Source organism: Yersinia sp. FDAARGOS_228, assembly GCF_002073315.2.
Taxonomy (GTDB): Bacteria; Pseudomonadota; Gammaproteobacteria; order Enterobacterales; family Enterobacteriaceae; genus Yersinia; species Yersinia intermedia.
In genome coordinates this window covers 1,338,601-1,363,039 of record NZ_CP020409.2, presented here as the reverse complement: position 1 = coordinate 1,363,039, position 24,439 = coordinate 1,338,601, and the positions used below count along the sequence as shown (strand labels likewise).

Here is a 24,439-nt window from a genome sequence, read left to right as displayed (position 1 = left end):
ACATTATTGCCATCATAACAACTCTTTTTTATTTCTGTTATTTGAGTTCCTGAACTTGTTTGTTTAATTGCCATGACAGTAGAGGAGTAAATGCTTGCCACCGGCTAAACGTTTTTTCTTGCTCATCGTCCATTGGCTGAGCAGCTCCCAGCAACAATCCTTCTTTATCAACCCAGGGATAAAACTCCCCTTTACCGGATAAAGTGAAACTGCCTTGTTGGGTTATCAACAGTTCAGGGTTATAGCCCTGGCACCAGATAGCATCCGGTTTTTCAGACAGTAAGTCGCAACCCGTTCGGTAATAAGGCGTTTCTGACAGGCTGAGCTGATACAGCGTAGGCCAGATATCTTTATGACTGCCGACTCGGGATGCATCAAAATGGCTGTTCTGACGATAGCGTTGCGGAACATAAAGATAGAACGGCACTGCGCGGCTAAGAGCCTGCTCAGCGGCGTCAGGATAACTAATACCCCGGATATTATGGTCGCCAGTGGCGGCAATAATGGTATGTTCACCCAGCGACTGTAATTTTACCCAACTGATAAACTGCCCTAGCTGATCATTGGTGTAACGTAGGGTATGGAATACCTCGTCCAACTGTTTACCGCTGGCCAGATTGCTCAGCCTTTGTTTTTCCGCATCCGATAATTTGATATCTGTCTTTGCATAACTATTAGGCGCTTTGAACGGAGGATGATGAGTGGTCGACATTGACATGATCAGTACATGCTCACCTTCTTTGTCAGCCTGAGCTAAACGTTCTTCAATATAACGGAACATATATTCATCAGGCACGCCCCAAGTGCCAGTTTCGGCTTCAGGATAGCGTTTTTTCAACCCGTTTTGTTCAACAAATTCACTTATGCCTAAATGGGGTAGGAACTGATTTAGATTGCGCCAGGAACCGTTTCCCGAAGTAACGAAAATAACTTTATATCCGTTAGCAAGGAAGGGTTTAAACATATTACTAGAAAAATCAATATCTTGAGCACTAGATTGGCTAATGTTACTATTTGGACTGCGGACAAATAAGCGGCTTAGGCTATCAATGGTCCCATTCCCTTCAGAGATAAAGCGGCCAAAACGCCAATCAGTTTTCCAGTGCTGTTTTAGTGCGCCAAATACGTCACGATCCGAGCGATCATAGCCTTCAAGGTAATACCCCATACTTTCCATAACGACAAAAACAACATTAGGTGGTGATTTTTTCGCTATTGCGTTAGGCGCGGTTTTAGCCATAAATGGCTTGAGGTTAGCTTCTGTAGGCTTAGTAAAAAACTGACTGAGCAGTTCTTCACCTTGTTTTTCGGTTGCTGGGGGGAAATTGCTATATTCCCGATGGGCTTTTAACGCCCAGGTAAGTGCCATCGGGCCACTTGGCGTCAACATATTCAATAAATTAATATCTGAAATCTGTGCATCCGACTGCCGAAGAGGAAATGTGCCCATGGAACCACGCACGCCGATAAAACTGAGTGCCAAAATAATCAGAGTTGAAATTGCAGAAACTACTATACCGCTATGTTGTTCAGGCCAGGTGCTAATTTTTCGCTGCCAGCGGTGAAAAATCCACGAAATTGCCGCAACAAATAGAATTAGGCAAATAGCGCTACGAATAACCGGATAGTCACTCCACATGGTTTTCAGCACAGCAACAGTATCATCTTCCACCAAACCGAAAACAAAGATATCAATTGGCCGCTGGTAGGTAGCGTAATAGAAGATATTGCCCACAGTGAGTATTGTTACTAGCGTGCCGAAAAGCGTCGCAAACCAAGGCCAAAATCGCTGCCAGAGTCTAAAGCTGGTTTTATTGAACGCAAGCAGGCCAGCAATTAATAAACAGGGAACAAATATCAAGCTGGCGATACGTACATCAAAAAGCCCACCAATCAAGAACATACGTTGCACATCTGTTGATACCCCTGCCAGGGATTCAGGATTACCATAGTCGTTTAGAAGGTAGACTCTTCCTGCTAATTGAATAATAACGGCAAGTATCCATGGGAGTAACAACGCAATAAATGCATGTTTAAATCTGTAAAACCACATAATCCCTTATCCTGTGCGTTCGTAGTTATAAAACATTTGTTCGTAATCAGAGATATATTCGGTTCTGGTGCGTTAGGCACACATCTGATATCCGAGCACAGGTATCGGCAGCGGAAGACTAAACATTAATATTTCATGCAAATTATGGCGTTACTGTATTTATACTTCGCCATGCGCGGTGAAAAGCTATCATGGTGAATAAAGTTGCATGTTGTACCGCACTTGTTAGTGTCTATTTTTACATTGAGGCATACGGAAGGTGAAGCAGCGTGCGGGCTGGAGCATATGTCAGTGCGATGTATGTATCGGGTAGCTTGAGCGCACAGTGGCGTCTGGGTTACTGATGAAATAGTTAGGGAAGGATGTTGCACAGGACTTAATTGCGGAATATTTCCCCTTCTAATTTGCCTAAAGCATAAGGAAAACGGATAGAATCAGTAAACCACTTCACAGATACAGCCCACCGCCATCAGTGAGTTTGTATTCTTTGGGTTTTGCAGTATCAATCTATCGTACATTTAGTGGCATATGGGGTCCCTAATTCCCGTTGAACGAGATGAGCCCCCTTAAAGGCCCCCGATACCACTTGATTTGGGTATAACTGAGTTGACCTCGATAGAACTCGTGACAGAAAAGTTCAGTAATTTCAGGGAGTATAAAGGATAAAAAGCGAATTCAGTAGCGGTGTATTGACGTGAAAATGGTACATCGATAATCCATCAAAAGGCTGGGCTGCAGTGGTACCAGGAATTATTGACAGAAGAGTTAAATTTGTCCTTGACCCATCATTAGATGCAGCGGCTTTAGCAGGGAAAATGGCATTTAGGGGGGCATAACAGTGACATCTAATCTAACCCCTAAAGATGGTGAATATAAGCCAGTAGAAATCATGCTGCGGGCATTTGTTAACTAATCTTACCCTGACTAACCCTGCCCCGCTGCCGGGTTTTTTGCTCCTGTAATCTGACAATCTCCCCTACCCCGCGTTGCCCCTTTCTAACTGCCTCCATAGTGCCATCCTATTTTTAGAATTTTACTCACGCTAATTGTTTGGAGTAATCATCCAAATCCAATATGCTGTGATGGGAATTTATGTGGTAATAACAGAGAAAAATTGCTATTGAAAAGAACAATTGAATTTCACCCTTTAATTTCAAGGTTTTTTTGTTGATAAGTAGAAACAACCCAATCCAAAAATAAGAATAAGTAAGTGACCAACAATATAGCTATAGTTAAATAGAGATAGCCCACCATCATTATATATATCAATGATGGTTGTAAAAAATCTGAACACAGCAAAGGTAATAAAAAAACAGACAAAATGATAGTAACGCCATTGTGTAAAAAGAAATTTATTAACATTCATTATTAGTTCCATTAATTAAAAAATCCTGAATTATATTTATAACAACCAACCTTAACCCAAAATGCTATAGCGATTCTGTGTGTACTCGCAGATGAGATAACCTTCATGGGCTATCAGTTTGAGTTAGCAAAAATTTATGGTAACTCAAACTGATGTTGAACTACAGGTTATCGAGTTTTTGAAAAAAGAGCTTCCCCTCATAGCGGCGATTGCCTGCAAGAGAATCCTTGTTGAAGTCGATTCTATGTTCTTTGAGGACATAAGTGATGCCACAGCCGCCTATTTCAAAGCATTTAACGTTAACTATGATAACTTCTATTGGGGTAATTATTTTCCTTGGAAAAAGAAAGATTCTTTTCTCGTTAGTAATCTGTCCAAAATAAAAAACCACTTACAATAAGAATGTTTGCAGAATCAGCCAAAGCAGGCCGCTGGCTGTACGATTGAATAGATCGCGTCATTAAGCCTGAAGCTGTTACTGCGCTGGCATTAACGCGTGCTGTTCTGTGTTTTGGTCATTTGTTGATACTCTGATGTAGCCGATCAGCATGCTTTATTCCTCCGAGAAATTAACCGGAGTGTGTCATGACAAGGTAGATGACTAAAGTGTGATGACTCTCTTAAACCTTCGTTAATGCGACAGAGCCTTGCCGGGGCGATTCAAGCCCCGTTAGGAAGTTACGTCCATCACGTTATTAACTTTTACTCATTTATTCAATAGGAGACAACGACTCTGATTGTTTTCGAAAAAGGCCCTGATATCACATTACTGCCTGGGATTTTCGACAACGTCGCCGTATAAGGGAGATCCAAAGGCATCCCAGGACGCAAGCTCCCTGCCGGATAGGATTCATTGTAATTGATATCGCCGTTGGCATTGCTCAATAACGTTTGTAATCCGTTCCCCATATCCAGATATTTATTATCCAGTATCGTATTGTTACCGGGTTCAAAACGTACAGATATGTTTAAGCCGGTTTCACAATCCTGGGAAACTGCAAAATTAAGATTAAAGTTTTTATTTATCACATCGCCAGCATTCATAATCGTTGGGGAGACGGTACCAAATCCGACACTCCCCCCGTTGCTTGCCGTTACATTCACTACCGGGCTCGGACAAAGCAGGACCAGATCGCCTTTTATGTGAATATAAACAGGAGCCCCGATATTAGTACCTAAATAATCGGTATGGTACCCAAGCAGTACTCTACCGGTATCAAAAGGTTTCAGAGCATTGGCCCCCTTTCTTACCGTAAAGCTATATTCTATACCAAAAGCAATGTCCTGTGTACTCAGTCCCGCCTTTGGAATCCAATATCCTAGATTTATATTAGGAACGGTCGGGTCAGTAATAGCAACATCCGACCCACCACCAATTACATTTCTTTGATCAATCTCAACACCGCTGTTCCGCAGCAATTCTTTGGTACTTTGCGGTAAAACATTCCTAAAATATACTGTGTTTAGCGTCGAATTATTCCCAGTAAAAGTACATTCTAAACCGATGAAATCACTCTGTTGTGACGTTAATACCGTACCTGGAGATATAGCGGTGGTATTACTGGTTATACTAAAATTTAAATTCACATCAACGTAGGTATTCCCAAATGTGGGGCGGCAATTACTGACCTGACCAAATGCCTGGCTGTGAAATAGCGTCAGCAGCACGGTAAAAAAGACGCTTACCAACCCTTGATTTAACCTAGACATACTTCTTACTCCTTGTGGCAAGCGGGATGACTGACCCGTTACTTACGGTTGAGATTTTAATGAACACGTCATTCCACTACATTGGTATTTCAACACATTCGGCGTGCCGTAATCATCCATATAGGTGAGCACCATTTCAGAAGCGGTCTTTTGCTGCGCAGTCAACGGATAGCGCACATTGCTCAGGGGCTTGATAATGATTTCCGGGAAATCTTTTACCTTCTGCATACTGTCATTAATATTAATAATGACCACATGATAAGGCGTCGGATTAGTTAACACGAGGGAGTTGCCTTCGCGTGCTAGCGTGAGTTTTTTCTGCCAATCATAGTCTGGGTATTTAACTAAACCTTTTGGTCGATAAAACAGTTTAAACCGTGACTGGATCACGACTTCTACCACATTTTCTAAGCGGCTCTTGGGGGGGATACCTAGAACATTAAAATAGAATAGTGTCTCCCTGTCCTGTGGTAACTGTGCCGTTTGGTTTACCGAGTTGATCCTTATCTGTTTTTTCTGACCGGGTTCAATCCGCTGTAATAAGGGCAATGCAACCAGTGGCTCGGTTATTTTTTCACCCTGACTGGACTCTATCCAGGTCTGTAACAAAAAGGGATCTTTGGTATCGGTATTTTCAACCACCACACTAACCCCTGGCTTTTCCATATCATAGATGACACGCGTACGATCAACCGTAAGAGAAGCTTGCACATGGGTGCTTAGCAGTATCATTGCACTGAAAATAAAAGTGATTCTTTTAATCATGTTGATTCCTTAGAGCAGGTTAATTGCTTCAGCGTCTGGACATCAGAGGTATTAATGGCTATCTGGCAAGATTGATTACCATTCCAATTAATAGACATGACTTGTTTATTTCTGATACCCGTTAGGTAGGTTTGCCCGCGTTCTGCAATGATACCCAGCTGTTTATTGTTCTCTTTATCATAAACAATAGCACCAAAAGGCGGTGTGGTCCCATCTGCCAACGTGATGGTTAGCAGCGCTTTTTCACCAATAACCGCATTGATTTTGGCATAACCAACAGCGCCGGCCGTTAAGGTTGATTGAATCACGTTATCTTCAATACTGACGTTTTCCGGCATATTGTTTAAATCAAGATATTGAGTACTTCTGTAATACGTAGGCACATTACTTATCCCCGCCAGACCAAAATGGTTAGTAATGGATTCATTCTCATTAACAGACACATTTTTTGCCTTATCAGCATCGATAATCATACGAGCCTGGTTTTGATATACCTTTCTATGAAAAACGGGGCCTTGTTGGGTCACCGTTAACGAACCGTCCAGTACCCCACTCAAAGAGTGGCTATGCTGACCATAGGACCCGCTCACCTGCATATTGGAATAAGGCGTATCACGAGACACCGACGCATTCATACTGGCATTATCATAAAGATTGGTATTTGATACCCCCAGATTAATGCTGTTATCGCCTCTGCGGGTATAATAGTTAATATTATTATTTTGGTTTTTGCTCTGTCCGTCGTAAGAACCAAAATACTGAATTCGGGAATTCGAATTACCACCAAACGGGATACTCAAAGAGGCATAGGCCTGTTTGAAATTACCCCCTTCTGAAGATGTATTTTGACTAACAGAAACAGTTAATACCGTTTCTTTCAGCCATGCGTTGTTAAGCGTTTTGTTAAAAGACAGGCTCAGGTTATCGTTACTTTGGGTGCTATTCCAGTAGGTTTCACGTGAGTAATTCAGCCCAACCTCAGCATTCCAATCAGAAAGTTGCTGGCTAAACGAGGTTGAAAAAAGGTTCTTCTGCCGATAGGGCGTATTCGACAACATACTCTTGGTTGCTATGTAGTTATTAACGGACATGAAACCTTCATTGGAAAACTGATAGCCCGTCAGGTTTAGTCGGCTAGAGTTAGAGAATCTTTTTGCATAGCTCATTCTGTAACTTTCCCCTTGCTGCTTGTCTAGTCCCGCTATATCGCTAAGAGATTGGGTCACATCGAAAGAAAGTGCGCCCCAATTGGCCATATTGGCACCCAACCCCAGGCTATAGGATTGATACTCACTGCTGGTAGTAGAAAACAACCCAGCATAAGCCGAAAGGTTATTCAGCAAGCCAAATGACAATTCGCTAGATAAAAAACCAGAATCGACGTCCTGGTAGTCTAAGGGATCTAGCTTACCGGCATTGACTTTATAGCGTACCGACCCCGGGCGCGTCAGGAAGGGGGCACTGGTTGTTACCACCTGGAATTGACGAACAGAACCATTTTCTTCGGTTACGTTCACATCAAGTGTACCGGAGAGCGATGAACTCAAATTATCAATCGAAAAAGGGCCTGGTGGCACTTTCACCTGGCTGAGCATCCGGCCATTTTGAGAAATAGTCACCGTCGCATTGCTGGTTGCGGTTCCGGTCACATTCGGTGCATAGCCCCTTAAAAGAGCCGGCAGCATATTTTCATCACTAAACGCGCTAACCCCTTTAAAACGCACCGAGTCAAAAATATTACTTGATGTGTAATGTTTACCCACAAATAATTTGGACGCCAGGTCGGGAAGGTCAGTAAATGCATACGTCTGAACCCACTGTAAATCGTTGCGTTTGTTTTTGCTGTCAAAATTGTTTTGATACTGATAGTTGTTACGCAAACGCCAGGAGCCAACATTGGCACCGACCGTCCCATGGGAACTCAGGGTATTTTGACTCGCTGAATTTCGCCCATTGATATAACTATCTATGATGCTGTAATCAAATATTAGTGCATTCACCCCATTATCGCGCTGTTGAGGAGGCACCCAGTTGTCATCATTGTACAGAAAGTAGACTTGTGGGATAGAAAGGAGAAGCTCTTGCTTTTCATCATCAAAATTGACCTTAATATGTTCATCTTGAGCCCCCAGATCAAAACACTCATCCTGGTTCCACATGGGGATTTTTTTGACAAATTCTTCTTTTAACCCAATAACTTTGATCAGAGTTTCTGGGAGACAGGCCTGTATTTTTTCGTCTTTTTTTGCAAACATTATTTTATCGAAGAAATTGACTTTCCGGCCATTGACCGAAACGCCGACAAAATAGCTACCGTCGGATTGCTCACTTTTTTCAAAAGCATTTAAATCAATATCAGATATACCTAAAATGGAAAGAGCTTGTTCGTTAAATTGCACTTCTTGTGCATAAGAAAAATATGAATAAAATAGAGAAAGTGATAACAACTGAGTAATTATATTTTTTTTCATGTTCACGGAGGTATCATTCCAAATGGGTGGTGATTTATTCGATATTATGCATTCAAAATGGAAAATTGATTTACCCCTATATCTTTATAAAATAAAAGGGTGAATAAATCTTATTGATGGGCCATTGAAATACTGTGCAGGTTAATGACCTACACAATATTTTAAATGTTCATCATGAGGCATTCTCAATAAATGGCAATCAAGAATGAATAGTGCCATTTATAATAAGAATGTCTTTTAGTGCCATATTATTGATAATCTAATACGTAAGCGACTGTTGATTTAACAGTACCCGCAGTGGCATTACCCAATGAAGCCATACGCGCAGACAGGTTGATAGTATTGCTGCCCTCTCTCAGGCTCTGCTCAACTGTACTACCGCTTGTCAGATTTTTACCATTAGGGTCCTGGAACAAGACGCCCATATTGTTTGCTGTACCGGTATTTGCCCACAGATTGCCTGCAGCGTCCATCTGGCCAGTAAAGGTAACAGATACTTTAGAGAAATCGGTGCCGCTGGCGGTTGGATCCATGATGCAGTTAGTCAGTTCTAGCACAAAATCAGAAACTGGGCCTTGAGAACCCGCAGTCTGGAGTGAGGCTGCTGAAATAGAGCCCAGATCCACTTGCTTATTCACTGATGATGGAGCAATAGTACATGCGCCAGTATTGACAACTCCGTTGAATTCAATAATGCCACTACCGACATCAGCAGCAAATACTGATGAAGATGCAGCAGAAATAACTAAAGCCAGTGCAGAGAAAGTGAATAGATTACGTTTCATATTAATAACCTTATTATATTAATCGATATACTTACGATAAGTTAAGATAAATTCTTAACAAGAGATGATAATTACATGCTGTTATACCTAATACAGCTATAACTTAGTTTTTACTGTCATAAATCAGTGGGAAAACAATCTTTTTTCAAAAGGAAATTTTTCTACTCAAACCATATAAAAATAAATTTAAATAGTTCCAATAAATTATTACCCCTTACCGGCAAGGCATTATTGAAAATATGTTTTCCATGTAATTTATGGCGTATATTACACTATAAATACAGATAAAATAATACAGGACTAACCGTAATGGCTTGTAGGCATTTTCTTGTTTTTGGGTTTGATGGTTAGGACGTTGGATTGTAGTGGCATAGTGAATTTGGCCACCTGAATAGAGGTGATATCATCACCTCATAGTCAAAACAGGTGACATTATGACTGGACGCTGCACTGACAGCGAAAGCCCTGTCCATGGCCTGGGAAGCGCGAGGAAAACCCGCTAATTTACTGTATCACTCAGTCACTATACCAGCAGGAATTTCAGTTAGTTACGGTGGAGATATCAGATAAAGCAAAGCCTGAGTCGCCGGGGGAATTGCTGGGATAACAGCCCGATGGAACGTTTTTTTAGAAGTCTGAAAACAGAATGGGTGCAGGATAATGGATACGCTAATTTTAGCGAAGCCAGCACAGCGATAACGAATTACATCACGGGATATTACAGCCAGCTCAGACCTCATCAATATAACGGGGGTTTGACGCCCAATGAATCAGAACGATTGTTCTGGAAAAGCTCTAAAGCCGTGGCCAATTTTTGTTGACCACTACATTTCCACCCAAGCTGTTTTCGTGTCTTTCCAGCCCCATGATTGGAGCACTTCCAAACTTTCCGAGAGTGTCAGTAGCATCACATCTTGATTGGTTCGTGCCAACATCGTGCGTAAGGCATCACCCAGCAGAGCGTGGGTATTACGTAACACCGGATAATCCGGCACAAACTCAGAAGGTGGTTTTTCACCGGTGAGATAGGGGATAAACTGGCTTTGTTGGCTGACTGGGCGAACTGTTGTGGTTCAGTGACAGTTGAATCTAGCACTGTGTTAGAAGAGACGGTTCTTGGTTGTACTTCCTGATAAGGGCCATGAGATGCCCACGTCTGTGACGGAATAAAAATTGCTTTGCATGAACACGTCGAACGGCTATATAGCGTGCTGGCAACGTAATGCCCATACACTATCTCGCCCGGATGTCCTCCCCCACGCTATAGCTACCGGGGTGTATGCCGCACGAGACTTTACTCCCATTCACTTCGATTGGATGACCTGCAAACTGTCTATCTGGTATCCCCTCATGCACTATTCCGCCACAGCTTGTCTTATCACCTTTGACTATCCAATATCCTGTTGCCATATCATCCCTTATTCATCCCTTATTCATCCCTTTGCCAATATCACTTTGGCAATCAGCCAAAAAGGTAAGGGATAATGATGAGTCAGGCAAACAAAAACTGAAATTGTGCTCTATATGCAGAAAGTGAAATTGGGCAGACGATGTACCTCTCCGAATCAGTGAGTTGTCTCGCCGACTGCACAAAGGCCATTAGCTTGCGATGGTGGGATACAAACTGAGAGGCACGGTTGCATATAACAAAAAAAGCCAGGGGAGTTACCCTCTGGCCTTCATTTTAATCATTCCGATTAACGGTCACCTAACGTTAAATGGGGGTTAGGTTAATGGACTGATTATTTTATCTGACACACATATAAGCCACGGCGGAGTTACCTACCGAATGCACTTCCCCAGTGTTTGGATGGAAATCATAACCCTCGGTTGACGTCCACATAATTGTTGCTGTTGGGAAGTCAGGATAACTATTCAGATTTCCCCATTCACCAAAGAAAGTACCAATACCACGTGCTGCCACTCCAGTAGATACTTCATTATTTCCAGGCAATCTCATCCCTTGAGCAATACAGGCGCTATTAGCAGCAGCCCAAGTCACTGTAGATGCGTTAAAGTGGCCAACCCAAGAGTCTAATTTAAACTGATAAGTGAATACTTTGCTCTTGTCTAGTTTCCATGCAGCAGTAATGGTAACTGTTCCAGTGGTGTCATTATCAAGATTAACCAAACCTGAACTGCTTACACTCACGTTTGCATCGCTACTCGCCCACTCATAGTTGCTGTTGCTGGCAACATTGCCGTGCGGCGCTATCTGGAAGTTGGCGTTTTTAAACCCTTTGGTTGGGAAACCATCACTTACACTGAAACCGCTATAAGCATTGACTGGTGTATTCAGTGATGCTTTAGAGAAATCAGGATAGAACGTAACGTCTTTATCATGAGAGCTGCTGACACCCGCCGTGTTAGTCATCGCGGCTGTTATTGTACTGATGGTGCCGCCGACATTCGTCATAGTAAGGTCAGTAATGGCTTTCCCATCAACACCCGTTTGAACTGACGCTGTTTTTACTGTGACACCATTGGTCGCGCTGAAAGTCACCGTCATGTTAGGGACTGGATTTCCCTGCTTATCCAGCACGATAGCTTGTACCCTGTTGGTGCCGCTGCCCGCAGTTTGATTATTGACTTCCACAGTAAAATCATCCGCGGTAATGGTTGCGGTAGTCGCATCAGGGATAAAGTTCACTTCCACCTGTTGCTCCGCGCCATTAAGGTTTGCTGTCACGGTATAATTGCCCGCTTTGGTGCTAGTGATTTTCGCTGTGGCTACACCGTTGTCGTCGGTTGCGGTGAATTCACTGATTGTAGCATCGCTTACTGTACTGAAAGCGACGCTGATATTAGGCACGGTGTTACCGAACTTATCTACAACGGTCAGTTTTACACTGTTGGCGCTGCTACCATCGGCAGGTTGGCCGTCAGTCACTAGCTGCAATTTATGTTCAGCGCTACCACTCAGCGTGGCACTGCCAACATCGGCGATAAAGTTCATATCAACCTGTTGTGTCTCACCATTGAGTTCGGCTTTAACGGTATAGCTAGCAGCCTTAGTACTGGTGATCGTTGCCGTTGCTACCCCTTGGTTATCACTGGTTGTTGTCGCAACAATGTTAGCGTCTGCATCAACGGTGAAATTGACTGTTACCCCGGACAATTTATTGCCATAGGCATCAACCACTACCGCTTTCACTTGGTTCGCCGCAACATCATTAGCTAAGCTGCCATTGGTCACAACTTGCAGGCTATTGTCTTGTATTGTCGCACTTGCTTCATCAGCGACCATGCTCACTTTCGTTTTCACATCATTTAGCGGCACACCATTAATCTGGGCGCTAATATTAATCAGTTGTGGTTTGCTGCCTGCGGTAAGCGTGGCTTGATAAACACCCGGAGCCGACTCGCTAATTTGAGTTATCGAATGTTCGACACTTGGCAATGGTGCTGCACGTGCAACTCTGGCGCGTTTTGCGTCAGGCAATTCTGCCAATTCAAGTGAGAATGTCAGTTCATCAACAATACCCGTAATCGGTTGGTTGTTATTGTCCTTGATATTAAGTTCAATAACGCTGCTTGCGACGGCATTTGCTGGCAGAGTGGCTGGTGAAGCGACCATGCTAGAGGTCTTGGTGTTCACACCACTGTCATCTACGACAATATCGCTATAAGCGACCGGAGAAGCATTACCTTGCGTATCGTAAGCGATGGCACTGATACGATAAGTGTTATTTCCCTGACCACCCGGTAGATAGCTTGGTAATGTTACTTGCCAATTATTGGCGCTACCGGTCATTTTCCCGCCAGCCAGCGTCAATGCACTGGTTTCCCACTCAATACGATCCAGACCTTGCTGCGCCGTAGCATTTGCCACTAATGGCATGGTTTGTCTTGCTGAACCGCTAACACGTGCTGGTAACTCGAGGGTAACCATATTCTGCTTACGGTATTTCATCACGATCTGATTATTACGATCGACCAGATTATAGCGGCTGCCAATCAGGCTACGCTTAATGGCTACCGTGTTAGGATCGAGCTGGTGCGCCAGCGGGGTGCCGAATGCATAGTTAAATCCAAGGTTCAAACGGGTGTCATTCATTCCTGCACGTCCCATCTTATGGTCGACGCCAACAGTGAATAAAGGAATTGGGGTATAATTCACGCCCATAGTGACTGCAAGTGGGTTTTTCTGGCGATTATCTACGCCAAACAAGCCAACTTCATCACCAAAATATTGTTCGTAAACCAACTTACCACCCAATTGTGGCAATGCTGGTAAATAAGCTTCACTACGTATATCAAAGCCGTTCGCGACTTTTTCATCATATTTATCAAGATCTGGTGAGTTTTTCCAACCACTCACACCAAAGTAACCGTTGGCGGCCAGATTAATATAATCACGACCATATTCAGCACCGACGCCAATACGGGTATGGCTATAGCTGGCATCATGATCGACAAATAGGTTATAGCCCAGCATTTGCTGCGCAAAGAAATGACGTTGGCCCAGACCAAAGTTCAATGTCACACGGTCATCAATGTAGCGACCGCCCAACTGAGTAAAAGTCAGTAAATCCGGGCTGTCGGTCAGTGGCAGCAACACATCTAATTGGCTGCCTTTAAGGCTCAGTTTCTCATCCAGATTAAGTTGTACTTTCGCACTACCAAACTGGTTAAGCCACTTTTGTACGGCTTCATTACCTGCACTGGTGGCAGTGCCGCGTGCAATGGAGCTCGCTTGTTTGGCTGAGTCACCATCTGCCAATACCGACGCCAAACGCGTTGCTGCATTAGCCGTAGTTTGTTCAGCCTGTGAACTCGAGACATCAACGGTCTCAGCTGCCATGACTGCAGGGGTAAAAGCAATACTCAAAGGAAATGCTGTCTGGATGACAATATTTGCCCAGACGACTGATTTTGCAATTCGAGTTTTATTTAACTGTTTGGTTTGAGGTGGAGATGTTACACGATGCAGGCTCATACTTATTTATTTACACTCTATAAGTCAATAATATCAAATAACAAAAGTCGCTTATTTATATTATTATTTCTGAATTCAGCGGCATTGCTCCATATATCAAACACGGGAAGTCCGCCATAAAAATGGTGAAATAGTTGTTGTGATTGAAATTTTCGAGTGAATATCTATTGATAAGAGATAAAAACAGTCATATTAAGGCTCGTTGCGACTAACACCAAAAACCCAAGAGGTAATATGATTGATTTAATGACTTTTACTTATAAAGAAAACACTTACTTTATTTCCATCACGGCAAGAAATATTGCGAGATCCAGCTTGTCTGGAATAGATCACAAGAGATATATTTATAACACCATAGGTACATCTAAGTTACAAAATTGATGGCGCTATTAAACATCATGTCGCATATTTTATATATAGGATCACAAGAGAACTTTATGTAGGAATAATCCTACACGAAATCCCATCTAAAATTTCATATGATTTCTGGTACTGTTTTAGTGATAGTTGAGCGGGTAAGTTTTGCTGTTCTGTTGTCAGTAATACTCATCAGAAATGTATTAACAGACTGAAATTAAAGGCTAATGGTCGTTGGGGTTTGTAGTGGTCAACTAAAACTGGCCACCGCGTTAGAGCTTTTCCAGAACAATCGTTCTGATTCGTTCGGCATCAAACCACCATTATATTACCATTATATTGATGAGGTCTGAGCTGGCTGTAATATCCCGTGATGTAATTCGTTATCGCTGTGCTGGCTTCGCTAAAATTGCGTCTGTTACGTCTGGTCATAATGTCACCTGTTTTGACTATGAGGTGATGATATCACCTCTATTCAGGTGGCCAAATTCAGTGTGCCACTACTTTTGCTTCAGACTTGGCTGTACGAACCTTCACATCACTCAGAGCCATGTTGAGTATCCTTTCAAGGGTTCTGCGTGGGTACAAACATTATCGAACCGGGATATGCCCACAATTGTAACCACATCAGTAAGTTGATGTAGATTGAATCAGGTTGACTTATGTTGAGTAAAAAAGCGAGAAGAGCCTTGCGGGGACTGGATTTTAGACATAAAAAAAGACCTCAGTTGAGGTCTATTTACATACTAATGGTGCGAAGGCCGGACTCGCCAATCAAAATTAACAAACTGATATCAATGTAATTTATTTCAGGTTAAAGATATTTGTACCCGCACTTGTACCCACATACGAAAATCCGTACAAAAATCAGACATTGCCAGCGGGTACAAAGCCATATCAGTACAACATCAATATGGCTATCAAAGCAAGGTTTAGGCAGGCCAAAAAGCTTTTATCATTAGCCCCCAATTGCCAACAACCTTGACCACCGTCCGCTATGAGCGAAAAGCAGAAATAGGACTGTGTTCTTAATTCGATATTCTAAGGGTAAGAACTACGGACTGATCTCAAAAAGTTCTTAGAACTAAAATTCAAGTCAATCGTTTTAGTAATGGCTAACCATACAAAATATACTTTAAGTTGCAGGATACTTACTTTCGAGATTCTATACAGCAACTTACAATTGAACATGGTATAAATTATCGGCAAAAGTTGGATAATGCTTCGGCAAGTGCTCTGGGATTTTCCCACGACATTGAGTGTCCGCAGCCTGGCAGTATGCACGTTGAAACTCCGGAGGAAGTTAGATTGGAAAAATCATCATCTGGCAAAGAGTATTCACCGAAGATAAGCTGCTTTGTAATTGGCAGTTGAACAAAACGCTCGAGCCAATTATTACCAACAATTAGGTTGGCAGCACCGCGCCACACCGCCCAAGGAGCATCTACTGCAAGGCTACCAGCCCATGGGCTAGTTTCTTCCTTCACCATTTGCTGCCAGATAATGTCAACAAATTCATCTTCTCTGTAGCTACATATTTTCTTGCTGAAAAAACCGCCACCGGGATGAAAGTTTGGCTCAGATACTACCAGCCCCAGCAAACGTTCCCCTAGAAGCTCAGCCACCTCGATGCTGATGCTGCCTCCCATGCTATGCCCATACAAAAAACATTGCTTTAAACCTAGATGTTTTACCAGCTCAACTACTACCCTCGCCTGGTCGGTAATCGAGTAACCATAATTCTGTGGCTTTTGGCTATATCCGCAACCAGGTAAATCAATCAGAATTGCCTTTCTCCCTTCAAACGATGGTTCTGTGACAACTCTTGGATATTCGTAAGAAGAAGCACACCCTAATCCATGAACAAAAATCATCGGCGCGCCACTTCCCGGCAAATCTTGCCAGCGAACATGGCAGTTAGCTATCGATGAGAAAAAAGAATCCATTAGTCTTACTCCCTTTATCAAGTCACACGAAGCGTTACGATATCTAGCCACTGCCTCATACAGTACCCTAGTTTATAATTTTATTGTCAGCCTAAAAACGTCCGCTATTTGGCAGCCAAGCTGCCTGCCAGAACTGTACCGGTCGGCTATGAGCGAGGAGCGGACATAAATTTCTGGATTAAGGCACTGTCATCGTAATGAACACTCAAAAGACAAACGATGTGATTGACAGTATGGGAGTCAAGCACTTAGCCTTATCCAACTCCACAACTGTTAATTACACATAAATTAGTCAATTATCGATGATGTTGTTTCGTTCTCAGATGAGCAATAGCTACCACTGTCGCTGCGCAGTTTACCCTAGCTGGTGCTCGGTACCAATGGTGTAGGAAGATGAAAACATTTAAAAGCTAAAATAGAATCTGACATGTTACGTGATTCAGGCCGTTTTCCTACCCCTTTCATCGATTGATGAAGTTATGGCAGACGGGTGGTTCGCAGAATAAGGTTCCTCCCAAAAACATTATGCTATTGGGAGTAAGAGGATTAAAACATGAAATTGAGTAGTTAAAAACTAACTACAAATTTTAGTAAATACCATACATGACTGTTTTTTATTAAAGAAGGATTTTAAGGATGATTGAATTTACAGTGTTACCGTCCAAAGCTTGGCCTTCATCACCTAGTCCAAATAGAGTTTATCTGGTTCATCAAACATGGAACGATTATTCATACAGAACCTTGTTTAAACTTTTCGTGTATAACACGCAAGAAAAGAGACTTCTTGATATTGGTCATATAAAAATAGGATTTGCAGGTCAGGATTTTTCAATAAGTACCTATGATAAAATTGAGAAAAAATTCACCCAAATTGGCAACGAATTTTTTAGTCTTGCAGAAACCCCGGAGTTTTATGAAAAACTCTATGAAATTGGAGAGCAACGCTGTAAAGAAATTTTAAAAGCACTTAACTGTGTAGTTGTCAGTAATGCGGCAATGATTGTTGCTAAAGAACAAGACGTTTTCCAAGTGTCTTTATTGAGAGATATCAATATAAATACGATTCAAGGTCAATTTGCAAGGATTATAGATGGTGATAAAGCTTTGGTAGAGTTTGATTTCACTTTTGTTCGTGAAAATCATGAATTTTCAGATCTACAATTAGAATTTAATGTTAACCCTACTCGATTACCTTCTAATAATATACATGCTTTGATAGGTAGGAACGGGTTGGGGAAAACGACCTTGCTTAATGAAATGGTCTCTTCGCTAGTTGGGAAGACGAAGCCTCAATCAGCTTCATTTCGTAACCTTTACGGAAACGTAATCGGATCGGATTATTTTAGTACAGTTATATCTGTTTCATTTAGTGCATTCGACCCGTTTCGGCCAATGATGGAACAAGATGACCCAATGATGGGTACTTGTTACTATTACATTGGACTTAAAAAACCATATAATACAGACGATCTAAACGATCTGTTACCAATGGCAGAGCTTCATAAAAAGTACGCTGATTCAGTAAATAGATGTTGTTCTGACGATTCAAAAAAGGAACTGTGGAAAAAAGCCATAAGAAATTTGGAGTCTGATACAAATTTTGAAGATCTGAATTTAACAGAACTAACCGATTTTGAAGAGAGCGAGAGGGTTGATGCATGTATTGAACGTTTGCAAAAAATGAGTTCAGGGCATGCAGTTGTATTTATGACAATCAGCCGCTTAGTTGAAGTTCTTCAAGATAAAACTCTTATTTTGTTTGATGAGCCAGAAGGCCATTTGCATCCGCCCCTTTTATCAGCATTCCTTCGTTCTTTAAGTGAATTGTTGCATAAGCGGAATGGTGTAGCAATTATGGCTACTCATTCTCCAGTGGTGGTGCAAGAGATCCCGCAAAGATGTTGCTGGGTTTTGACACGTTTTGGCGATGCAACACATTATGCAAGACCATCAATAGAGACTTTTGCGGAAAACGTAGGTGTAATCACTAAAGAAGTATTTAAATTGGAAATGGAACGTTCAGGATTTCATAGGCTATTTCAGGAAAAAGTCAATGAAGGATATTCCTTTGACGAAATATTAGGAGAGTTTGGGGGTAGTATAGGTCGCGAAGGTAAGGCTATTTTAATGGCTATGTTGATGTTAAGGGATAAACATCATGACGAGCAGGGAGGTCAAAATGCGTAGACTAAGTTATCCTGATATTAAATGCAATGATCCTTTTTCAACGTGTATATTATCTGTTAATGCTAAGTATGCAGATTACATCAACCGCATGACTAATATATCAGTCGACGTGGCAACAGAATGGGTTGATTTTAACTCACGGAGCGGGACTAAGGATCTGCATTTGCTTACACCATGTCAACCAAAAAATATAAAGCAAATAATTATAGCTGATGTGAAAAAATCAGAACTGAAAGTCCTTTACGAAATTCATATGCTAAAAAAAGGTAGCCAAGCAAGAAAAATATATGACATTCTAAGAGCGTCAGCCGGTGGTAGGTGCCCTCTTTGTGGAATAAGAGATGTTTCAACGTTAGACCATTATCTTCCTAAAGCACGTTACCCATTGCATTCAGTAAATCCAAAAAATTTAGTTCCGGCATGTAGAGATTGCAATACTGGGAAATTGGATAAAATATTTACAAATAAAAATGAGCAAACTCTTTATCCTTACAATGAAGATGCTAAATTTTACGACGAAGACTGGATATGCGCTACTGTTGAAAGTATTCAAGGGATTTTAGTATTTGATTTTTATGCCGATCCTCCTCAAAACTGGCCTGATGTTGACCGCGAACGTGCCATTAATCACTTTAAAATGTTTAATCTTCGTAAGGCTTTTACCTTGCATGCTTCCCAGATGGCTATGGCTATCAAAATTGCTATTGAAATGTTTTGGGAAATTGGTGGAAGCGATGCGGTACAGGAATATTGCCGACGCAATATAACGTCTGAAAAAGAGTTCCCCTCAAATAGAGCAATTTTTCGCGCTATTATGGCTAATGATAATTTGTGTAATGGTGCGTTGTGACACTTCTATTATCCCACCAGCATTATGCTGGTGGTTGATTTACTTACATGCTCCGTCATACATCTGACAAACACCACCAGCTTTTAGCGCGACAAACTTGTAGGAATATTCATCATGCAGCTACTCTTCGCGTATAGGTTCATAACGTCCGCTCTTGGCACAGAGCGGCTACTCAGTTAGGTTAACTTTTGTGTCTAGGTTCCTAGGGTGAACGATGATGTTTTTGCTGGATATACTCAAGTAGAATGCGAAAAGGAATTCAAATCAGATGGAATTATGCACACAGGAAAGGCACCTTTCAGGATGCTGGTAAAAATTACCGAACAAGCAGATCCAGCCAATCTGGGTTCTCAATTTTACGGGAATAGGGCAGCATCGCACGATTAATCAGCTCAAAGAATTCTGACTCCTCCATCCTTACTGCTTCGCTTGTGCCAGGTCCCTCCCATTCATCAAAGAGATGCCAGTAAAGCGATTTCAGGGTATCGACCACCGCCGCGAAAATCTTTACGTCAGGTTCAAGCCAATGACACACCAGAAAATACATTTTCTGTTCTGCATCATGGATGGACGCGCACTGGGAAAGTTGACTCATAAATAGCTTGATCCAGACCAATGCTGCTGTTTTTAGCGGTGGCAGATCTATCCGCTGCTCTGCCATGTACCGTGACATATATAATTCAACCTCGGTCCGTTCAGGTTGCTTATCAAGCCCCAGTGAAGCGAGAATTAAAAGAGTCTCCGAATCATTTCCTTCGGTGATTTGATCTTCAGCCCATGCAATGATCAGGCAGTCCAGATCATTGTGGAGAAAGTGATATTTGCGTGAAAAAACAAACAGCCCGAGCAGGTCATTGAATGTGTATTGAGATGGCATCTGATATTCCCTTACCTGTATTGTTTACATGAACCCTGGCAGTGATAATTTCTGAGTCCATCATTAATTGAACGGTGGGTCTATATAACCGAATGAAACTCCAATTAACCTTCATTTTATCTTAACTATTGATATAAATTCTATAAAGAGTAGTGGTATACCGATTTTGACCACATAAGCAGAAGTGTGAAATATCCGCTCCTGGCACTTATCCGACGGTCAGATTTAATAGTGCCCTACCAGAGGGCACCGTTAGATAAAGGCACAGCTAATACAACCTAACATGCACTGCTGCCCTATACCCGTTCTGCCAATACGCTTGGGTAATGTTTAGCGATGATATCGTTCATCTTGTCCATCAACCCAGGTTTCCTAAATGTCAGATGCGCTGAGCCCTTCATAAAATATTTTATCGAAAAGTAATCGTCTTCATAAACTTTCGTCATTTGCCGATTGGCACTCATATGTTCATACAGCCGAGTTGTCACATCTCCCCGGTTGTCCGGGATCGCCTTGCCCTCGAGCAGGAACAACATCCGTTCAAGATCCGCCAGTTGATCCCGCCGGTAGCTGTGGTTCAGGGTAAATCCCCATTGGGTGTAACTCACCAAATTGTTGACGATAATTTTCTTGCCAAACTTACAAGGATGGTTGCTCTTGTAATCCCATGATAGCGACTTGAACACATTAATCACCCCTCGCTCAAATACGTTGTCCTTATCACGGTGCAACTGCTCAAATGTGCTGTAAATACTTTCCTCGCTAATGGCAGGAATATTATCCCCCTCAAGGTTTCTGTACCACTGGTCACGGGCTTGGGCATCCATCAGGCTCAGCATCCCTGATTTTTTCATCAGGTCTCGCCATATACCGCGATCGAGATTGCAGGTAATCACTTTCATGGCTGTTTCTGCTTTCTCCATGAACCAGCAGCCAGTACGGAAGTCTTGCCGCATGGCCCAGTCCTTTGCAATTCCACCGCCGATGCTGCTGGTGATGGCTGAAATATCCTCAAGCTGGTGGATAAGCACGTCAATCTGCACCAGCGCGGTGTTACGCATGGTGATGATACGTTCAATGCTGGTGGAGCAAATCACATCGGTGTGGCCGGTTAGAACCTGTGGCTCGTCGATAACTGCGCTAAGTGAAGTAGACATCGTAGGAACTCCATAAAAGCAAAACGCCAACTATTGTTGTTGGCGTCGAGGAAGAAGGATGTTTCAGGTGCCAGTGTCTGCTGTTCAAGCCAGTTTCTGATATACCGAGATATAGACATAACCGTGACTGCCCAGCGTATCCGCGTCACAGACCCATTCTCCATGCCGAACCGTAATGCCTTGCTGACGGCGTGGATCCAGCGCACCGGACAGCAGTTGCGATTCCAGTTTGGTTATCAGCGCGGGAAACGCTGCATCAAGAGCCTGAGTGGCTTCAAGGGAAAAGGTGCCGACAATGTGGGCTCTGTCGCTCAGAAAATGCAGATGCGTTCCCTCCTGAACCAATCGGGCTCCCAACCGTGGTGTAATATCACATTGCAGGCCCCATGCCGGGGCGGTGGTAATGTTGTTATCCATGCTAAATTTTTCTCTGTGGTTGAATAGGGTTGAGGGACTCGGTTGGGTAGAGCAAGGTGGGCGGAAAATGTGCTCGCCACAGCCCCGCAGCCTGGCGTGCTCGGGCGATATCTCCCTTGCTCAGCGTGGTGTCTTGCGCCAATGCACTGAACCCGGCACGGCCGATACGCACCAGAGCATATTTTTCAACCAGAGCATTGACGGTATCACCCACTGAAATCTCCCGCTCAATCTGTTGCGCAATCACCTGTTCATCGTGATAAGGCGTATCGTTGAGGCTCAGGCCGTAGTAATGCTCCAGCAGGAAAGCGAGCAGTTGCTGATAAATAACAGGCACGGTCAATGCGCCCGGTGGGGTGGGACGTGGTTTCATGGGGATGTTCTCAATGTGGATAATGCGGGATTACGTCAGGAGACGAGCTGTGGTATCACCAGTCAAACGTGGCAAAACCGGGCAACACATCGCCCAGAGCATCAATATGCAGGAAGGTTAGCCCATGGTGTTTCATTAATGTGGTGACCAGACGGCGGCAAGCTTTGGAGCAGCCCAACTGTTTGAGCCGCAATACCTGGTGGGTCCAGGCTTCTAATCTCATCAGGTAACCGGTGCCCGTGTAGAGTAACCATTCGCCATCGCTGAATGCCACCTGACAATGGGATATCCGGTACAGCAGCGCATTGTCGTTCTCGGTGATGTGTGCGGTACTGCATTGTAAGCCGCAGAATATCGGGTAAGGCTCGGGTGGGTTGGGCATGGTGGGTTCTCCTTTATGCCGCTGTTCGGATAGTCTGGTAGGCCAGACGTTGTTGATGAATGGTTTCACGGGCTGACTGCATCAGTTCGGGCAGGTACTCACGGTCAAACCACTGGCGTACCGGTTGATGGTTGGCAATCAATACGGCGGATTGCCAGTCCTGCGCCAGAGTGTTGCCCGTGGTCAGGCACACCAGTTCGACCCGGACAGTGAGTAAACGGGCACCGTGGTGCAGCAACCGGTCCAGCGTGTCATCCCACAATGACGCGTTTTCTGAATCATCCAACTCATCATCACTGGCTTCGGCGATGGCCCGTAACGCAAAATGCCGTGTCCGTCGCTCAAACAGCATGTCGCTGTCGTAGGGGGGCAATGTAGCGTCAAGCAGTCGATACCCCTGACGTTCAGCCTCCGAGCACAATGAGACGAGGTCTTGACGTAAAGCCTGATAAAACGGCTGATACAGCGCCTCCTCTGCGTCGGGAAAATCGAGGATTTCAATCTGAATGCATCCCGCATGGGTATAACGCAGTCCGTCCTGAAGAGTCAGCGATACCGCTATCGGAGACTGCGACAGTACGAACGCCAATCCCTGCCGGGTCTCGATGCTCAGCGACTGGCGCTCAGACAATGCAGGTAATAACTGTTGCAGTGCCGTATTATCGAGGGTACCAAAGCAGGCGCAGCCATCGCCCTGACAATAGCCGAGCGACCAACGCCATTCCAGGTCATCAGGATAATGGGACTGTTGCAGCAGCCGTTGCCCCGTGCGGGCCATCAACGTGTGGAATAAGGTTGTCATTACATTTCTCCTGTTTTTGTGGCGGTCATCCCGGTAACCAGTCGCGTTCAGCAAATGACACAATATCCAGGCCGCCAACAACCAGGTGATCCAGTACTTTCACATCAACCAGTCCCAATGCACTGACCAGCCTGTCGGTGATCTGCCGGTCTGCCTGACTGGGTTCAGCGTGACCGGAGGGATGATTGTGCGCCAGCAGTACGGCCGCCGAGTTATGCCTCAACGCCGCTTTAACCACTTCACGGGGATGAACCTCGGTACTATTGATCGTCCCTTTGAAGAGGGTTTCGTACGCGATCAGGCGGTTCTGGTTATCCAGAAAGAGCACCGTGAACTCTTCACGCGCCAACGTGCTCTTTTGCAAGCGTAGCCAGTCACGGACGGTCGTGGTTGAGGTAAACGCAGCACCGGGTTCACGCAGTTGTTGTTCCAGCAGGGTTAAGGCGCGCTTGATGGTCCGTTGGGCTGTGGGTGACATTTCCGCCACTGTTGGAGATAACGTTATTTTCATGGTGAGAGGTCCTTGTTGCTCAGTCAATCAGGGAGAAAATGGCGCGGCTTTCAGGGTGTTGTAAGGCGTATTCCCGTAGCCAGTAGAAGTGTTCGGTCATGGTCTCGCTCTCGGTGCTGCAGGCACAGTGGCTGTAGGTCATCAGGCAGGCGGTGATACCCGCGGCTTCACGACTGACGGTGGCACCATTGCCATTGAGCGCGTTAAACAGCACATAGTCTTGCTCCGTGCCCGGCACCATAAATGCCCCGCCGTTACTGAGCGTGTAGAAGTCCCAGAAATCGCCCTGATAGTCAGCACACAACCGGTCCAGCCACCAAAAAATCCGTGGTTCAATCAACGCCCATTTAGGCACCTGACCAAAGTACTTTGGCCAGAAATGGATACGCTGCGCATCAGAAACCCGGGTGGCGGTGAGTCCGTTTGTTTCGGTCTTGCGGTGTTGGTTCATGGGGCAACTCCTTGTGTCATCATCGGTTAATAACAAAACA

General features: G+C 43.8%; 20 protein-coding genes and 3 pseudogenes. 5 read left to right on the top strand and 18 right to left on the bottom strand.

The window, feature by feature from the left end; all coding sequences use genetic code 11:
- Positions 1 to 37: 37 nt before the first annotated feature.
- The gene (locus A6J67_RS06250) at positions 38 to 2,053 is read right to left on the bottom strand and encodes an LTA synthase family protein (RefSeq protein WP_050297220.1); all 2,016 of its coding nucleotides are present in this window, start codon (positions 2,051 to 2,053) and stop codon (positions 38 to 40) included.
- Between the two features lie 1,502 nt (positions 2,054 to 3,555).
- On the opposite strand from A6J67_RS06250, the gene A6J67_RS06235 reads away from it, so the two are divergent.
- Positions 3,556 to 3,819, top strand: a complete 264-nt coding sequence (locus tag A6J67_RS06235; protein WP_253271808.1) for a DUF1493 family protein — start codon at positions 3,556 to 3,558, stop codon at positions 3,817 to 3,819.
- Between the two features lie 2 nt (positions 3,820 to 3,821).
- Positions 3,822 to 3,866 (top strand): DUF1493 family protein, encoded by a 45-nt coding sequence (locus tag A6J67_RS23930; RefSeq protein WP_268748651.1) that lies wholly within the window; start codon positions 3,822 to 3,824, stop codon positions 3,864 to 3,866.
- A 267-nt stretch (positions 3,867 to 4,133) separates the two neighbouring features.
- Here A6J67_RS23930 and A6J67_RS06230 read toward each other — a convergent pair whose 3' ends face one another.
- The 4 genes from A6J67_RS06230 to A6J67_RS06215 form a co-directional block, all read right to left on the bottom strand.
- Positions 4,134 to 5,129: a fimbrial protein gene (locus A6J67_RS06230; RefSeq protein WP_042568639.1), complete on the bottom strand. Its 996-nt coding sequence runs from the start codon at positions 5,127 to 5,129 to the stop codon at positions 4,134 to 4,136.
- A gap of 42 nt (positions 5,130 to 5,171) precedes the next feature.
- The gene (locus A6J67_RS06225) at positions 5,172 to 5,894 is read right to left on the bottom strand and encodes a molecular chaperone (protein ID WP_042568640.1); all 723 of its coding nucleotides are present in this window, start codon (positions 5,892 to 5,894) and stop codon (positions 5,172 to 5,174) included.
- Positions 5,891 to 8,365: a fimbria/pilus outer membrane usher protein gene (locus A6J67_RS06220; RefSeq protein WP_042568641.1), complete on the bottom strand. Its 2,475-nt coding sequence runs from the start codon at positions 8,363 to 8,365 to the stop codon at positions 5,891 to 5,893. The genes A6J67_RS06225 and A6J67_RS06220 overlap by 4 nt, the downstream gene beginning before the upstream one ends.
- A 248-nt stretch (positions 8,366 to 8,613) precedes the next feature.
- A complete protein-coding gene (locus A6J67_RS06215) occupies positions 8,614 to 9,150 on the bottom strand; it encodes a fimbrial protein (RefSeq protein ID WP_042568642.1) in 537 nt (178 codons plus the stop codon).
- A gap of 441 nt (positions 9,151 to 9,591) precedes the next feature.
- Between A6J67_RS06215 and A6J67_RS06210 the strand changes: the two are divergent.
- Positions 9,592 to 9,971, top strand: a pseudogene (locus A6J67_RS06210) (integrase core domain-containing protein); the annotation flags it as partial.
- A gap of 3 nt (positions 9,972 to 9,974) precedes the next feature.
- Here A6J67_RS06210 and A6J67_RS23415 read toward each other — a convergent pair.
- The 5 genes and pseudogenes from A6J67_RS23415 to A6J67_RS06180 form a co-directional block, all read right to left on the bottom strand.
- Positions 9,975 to 10,130: a hypothetical protein gene (locus tag A6J67_RS23415; RefSeq protein WP_172668572.1), complete on the bottom strand. Its 156-nt coding sequence runs from the start codon at positions 10,128 to 10,130 to the stop codon at positions 9,975 to 9,977.
- Between the two features lie 47 nt (positions 10,131 to 10,177).
- Positions 10,178 to 10,560: pseudogene (locus tag A6J67_RS06205) on the bottom strand (PAAR domain-containing protein); the annotation flags it as partial.
- Between the two features lie 337 nt (positions 10,561 to 10,897).
- Positions 10,898 to 13,954 (bottom strand): inverse autotransporter beta domain-containing protein, encoded by a 3,057-nt coding sequence (locus A6J67_RS06200; RefSeq protein WP_042570041.1) that lies wholly within the window; start codon positions 13,952 to 13,954, stop codon positions 10,898 to 10,900.
- A gap of 742 nt (positions 13,955 to 14,696) precedes the next feature.
- A pseudogene (locus A6J67_RS06195) lies at positions 14,697 to 14,857 on the bottom strand (IS3 family transposase); the annotation flags it as partial.
- 788 nt (positions 14,858 to 15,645) lie between these two features.
- Positions 15,646 to 16,392 carry an alpha/beta fold hydrolase gene (locus tag A6J67_RS06180; protein ID WP_049563450.1) on the bottom strand — a complete coding sequence of 249 codons (747 nt, stop codon included), beginning with the start codon at positions 16,390 to 16,392 and terminating at the stop codon, positions 15,646 to 15,648.
- A 636-nt stretch (positions 16,393 to 17,028) separates the two neighbouring features.
- Here A6J67_RS06180 and A6J67_RS06175 point away from each other — a divergent pair.
- The gene (locus tag A6J67_RS06175; RefSeq protein ID WP_080608093.1) at positions 17,029 to 18,579 is read left to right on the top strand and encodes an AAA family ATPase; all 1,551 of its coding nucleotides are present in this window, start codon (positions 17,029 to 17,031) and stop codon (positions 18,577 to 18,579) included.
- A complete protein-coding gene (locus A6J67_RS06170; RefSeq protein WP_080608092.1) occupies positions 18,572 to 19,429 on the top strand; it encodes an HNH endonuclease in 858 nt (285 codons plus the stop codon). Before A6J67_RS06175 ends, A6J67_RS06170 begins: the two co-directional genes overlap by 8 nt.
- 316 nt (positions 19,430 to 19,745) lie before the next feature.
- Here the strand turns inward: A6J67_RS06170 and A6J67_RS06165 are convergent, their stop codons facing one another.
- From A6J67_RS06165 to A6J67_RS06130, 8 genes are all read right to left on the bottom strand, one after another.
- The gene (locus A6J67_RS06165; RefSeq protein ID WP_050536341.1) at positions 19,746 to 20,306 is read right to left on the bottom strand and encodes a hypothetical protein; all 561 of its coding nucleotides are present in this window, start codon (positions 20,304 to 20,306) and stop codon (positions 19,746 to 19,748) included.
- A 296-nt stretch (positions 20,307 to 20,602) separates the two neighbouring features.
- Positions 20,603 to 21,463, bottom strand: a complete 861-nt coding sequence (locus A6J67_RS06160) for a DUF4942 domain-containing protein (RefSeq protein WP_080608091.1) — start codon at positions 21,461 to 21,463, stop codon at positions 20,603 to 20,605.
- A gap of 84 nt (positions 21,464 to 21,547) precedes the next feature.
- The gene (locus tag A6J67_RS06155) at positions 21,548 to 21,880 is read right to left on the bottom strand and encodes a type IV toxin-antitoxin system YeeU family antitoxin (RefSeq protein WP_080608090.1); all 333 of its coding nucleotides are present in this window, start codon (positions 21,878 to 21,880) and stop codon (positions 21,548 to 21,550) included.
- Between the two features lies 1 nt (position 21,881).
- Positions 21,882 to 22,253 carry a TA system toxin CbtA family protein gene (locus A6J67_RS06150; RefSeq protein WP_080608089.1) on the bottom strand — a complete coding sequence of 124 codons (372 nt, stop codon included), beginning with the start codon at positions 22,251 to 22,253 and terminating at the stop codon, positions 21,882 to 21,884.
- Positions 22,254 to 22,308: 55 nt separating this feature from the next.
- The gene (locus tag A6J67_RS06145) at positions 22,309 to 22,635 is read right to left on the bottom strand and encodes a DUF5983 family protein (RefSeq protein WP_080608088.1); all 327 of its coding nucleotides are present in this window, start codon (positions 22,633 to 22,635) and stop codon (positions 22,309 to 22,311) included.
- A 13-nt stretch (positions 22,636 to 22,648) separates the two neighbouring features.
- Positions 22,649 to 23,437, bottom strand: coding sequence for a hypothetical protein (locus A6J67_RS06140; protein WP_080608087.1), 789 nt, complete (start codon positions 23,435 to 23,437; stop codon positions 22,649 to 22,651).
- A gap of 25 nt (positions 23,438 to 23,462) precedes the next feature.
- Positions 23,463 to 23,948, bottom strand: coding sequence for a RadC family protein (gene radC / locus A6J67_RS06135; RefSeq protein WP_080608086.1), 486 nt, complete (start codon positions 23,946 to 23,948; stop codon positions 23,463 to 23,465).
- 19 nt (positions 23,949 to 23,967) lie between these two features.
- On the bottom strand, positions 23,968 to 24,399 hold the full coding sequence (locus tag A6J67_RS06130; RefSeq protein WP_080608085.1) for an antirestriction protein: 432 nt from the start codon (positions 24,397 to 24,399) through the stop codon (positions 23,968 to 23,970).
- Positions 24,400 to 24,439: the final 40 nt, after the last annotated feature.

Bases quoted from the DNA above. Each gene is read 5' to 3' on its own strand.
- A6J67_RS06250 (WP_050297220.1), bottom strand. From the start codon at position 2,053: ATGTGGTTTTACAGATTTAAACATGCATTTATTGCGTTGTTACTCCCA.
- A6J67_RS06235 (WP_253271808.1), top strand. From the start codon at position 3,556: ATGGTAACTCAAACTGATGTTGAACTACAGGTTATCGAGTTTTTGAAA.
- A6J67_RS06230 (WP_042568639.1), bottom strand. From the start codon at position 5,129: ATGTCTAGGTTAAATCAAGGGTTGGTAAGCGTCTTTTTTACCGTGCTG.
- A6J67_RS06225 (WP_042568640.1), bottom strand. From the start codon at position 5,894: ATGATTAAAAGAATCACTTTTATTTTCAGTGCAATGATACTGCTAAGC.
- A6J67_RS06220 (WP_042568641.1), bottom strand. From the start codon at position 8,365: ATGAAAAAAAATATAATTACTCAGTTGTTATCACTTTCTCTATTTTAT.
- A6J67_RS06215 (WP_042568642.1), bottom strand. From the start codon at position 9,150: ATGAAACGTAATCTATTCACTTTCTCTGCACTGGCTTTAGTTATTTCT.
- A6J67_RS06200 (WP_042570041.1), bottom strand. From the start codon at position 13,954: ATGGCAGCTGAGACCGTTGATGTCTCGAGTTCACAGGCTGAACAAACT.
- A6J67_RS06180 (WP_049563450.1), bottom strand. From the start codon at position 16,392: ATGGATTCTTTTTTCTCATCGATAGCTAACTGCCATGTTCGCTGGCAA.
- A6J67_RS06175 (WP_080608093.1), top strand. From the start codon at position 17,029: ATGATTGAATTTACAGTGTTACCGTCCAAAGCTTGGCCTTCATCACCT.
- A6J67_RS06170 (WP_080608092.1), top strand. From the start codon at position 18,572: ATGCGTAGACTAAGTTATCCTGATATTAAATGCAATGATCCTTTTTCA.
- A6J67_RS06165 (WP_050536341.1), bottom strand. From the start codon at position 20,306: ATGCCATCTCAATACACATTCAATGACCTGCTCGGGCTGTTTGTTTTT.
- A6J67_RS06160 (WP_080608091.1), bottom strand. From the start codon at position 21,463: ATGTCTACTTCACTTAGCGCAGTTATCGACGAGCCACAGGTTCTAACC.
- A6J67_RS06155 (WP_080608090.1), bottom strand. From the start codon at position 21,880: ATGGATAACAACATTACCACCGCCCCGGCATGGGGCCTGCAATGTGAT.
- A6J67_RS06150 (WP_080608089.1), bottom strand. From the start codon at position 22,253: ATGAAACCACGTCCCACCCCACCGGGCGCATTGACCGTGCCTGTTATT.
- A6J67_RS06145 (WP_080608088.1), bottom strand. From the start codon at position 22,635: ATGCCCAACCCACCCGAGCCTTACCCGATATTCTGCGGCTTACAATGC.
- A6J67_RS06140 (WP_080608087.1), bottom strand. From the start codon at position 23,437: ATGACAACCTTATTCCACACGTTGATGGCCCGCACGGGGCAACGGCTG.
- radC (WP_080608086.1), bottom strand. From the start codon at position 23,948: ATGAAAATAACGTTATCTCCAACAGTGGCGGAAATGTCACCCACAGCC.
- A6J67_RS06130 (WP_080608085.1), bottom strand. From the start codon at position 24,399: ATGAACCAACACCGCAAGACCGAAACAAACGGACTCACCGCCACCCGG.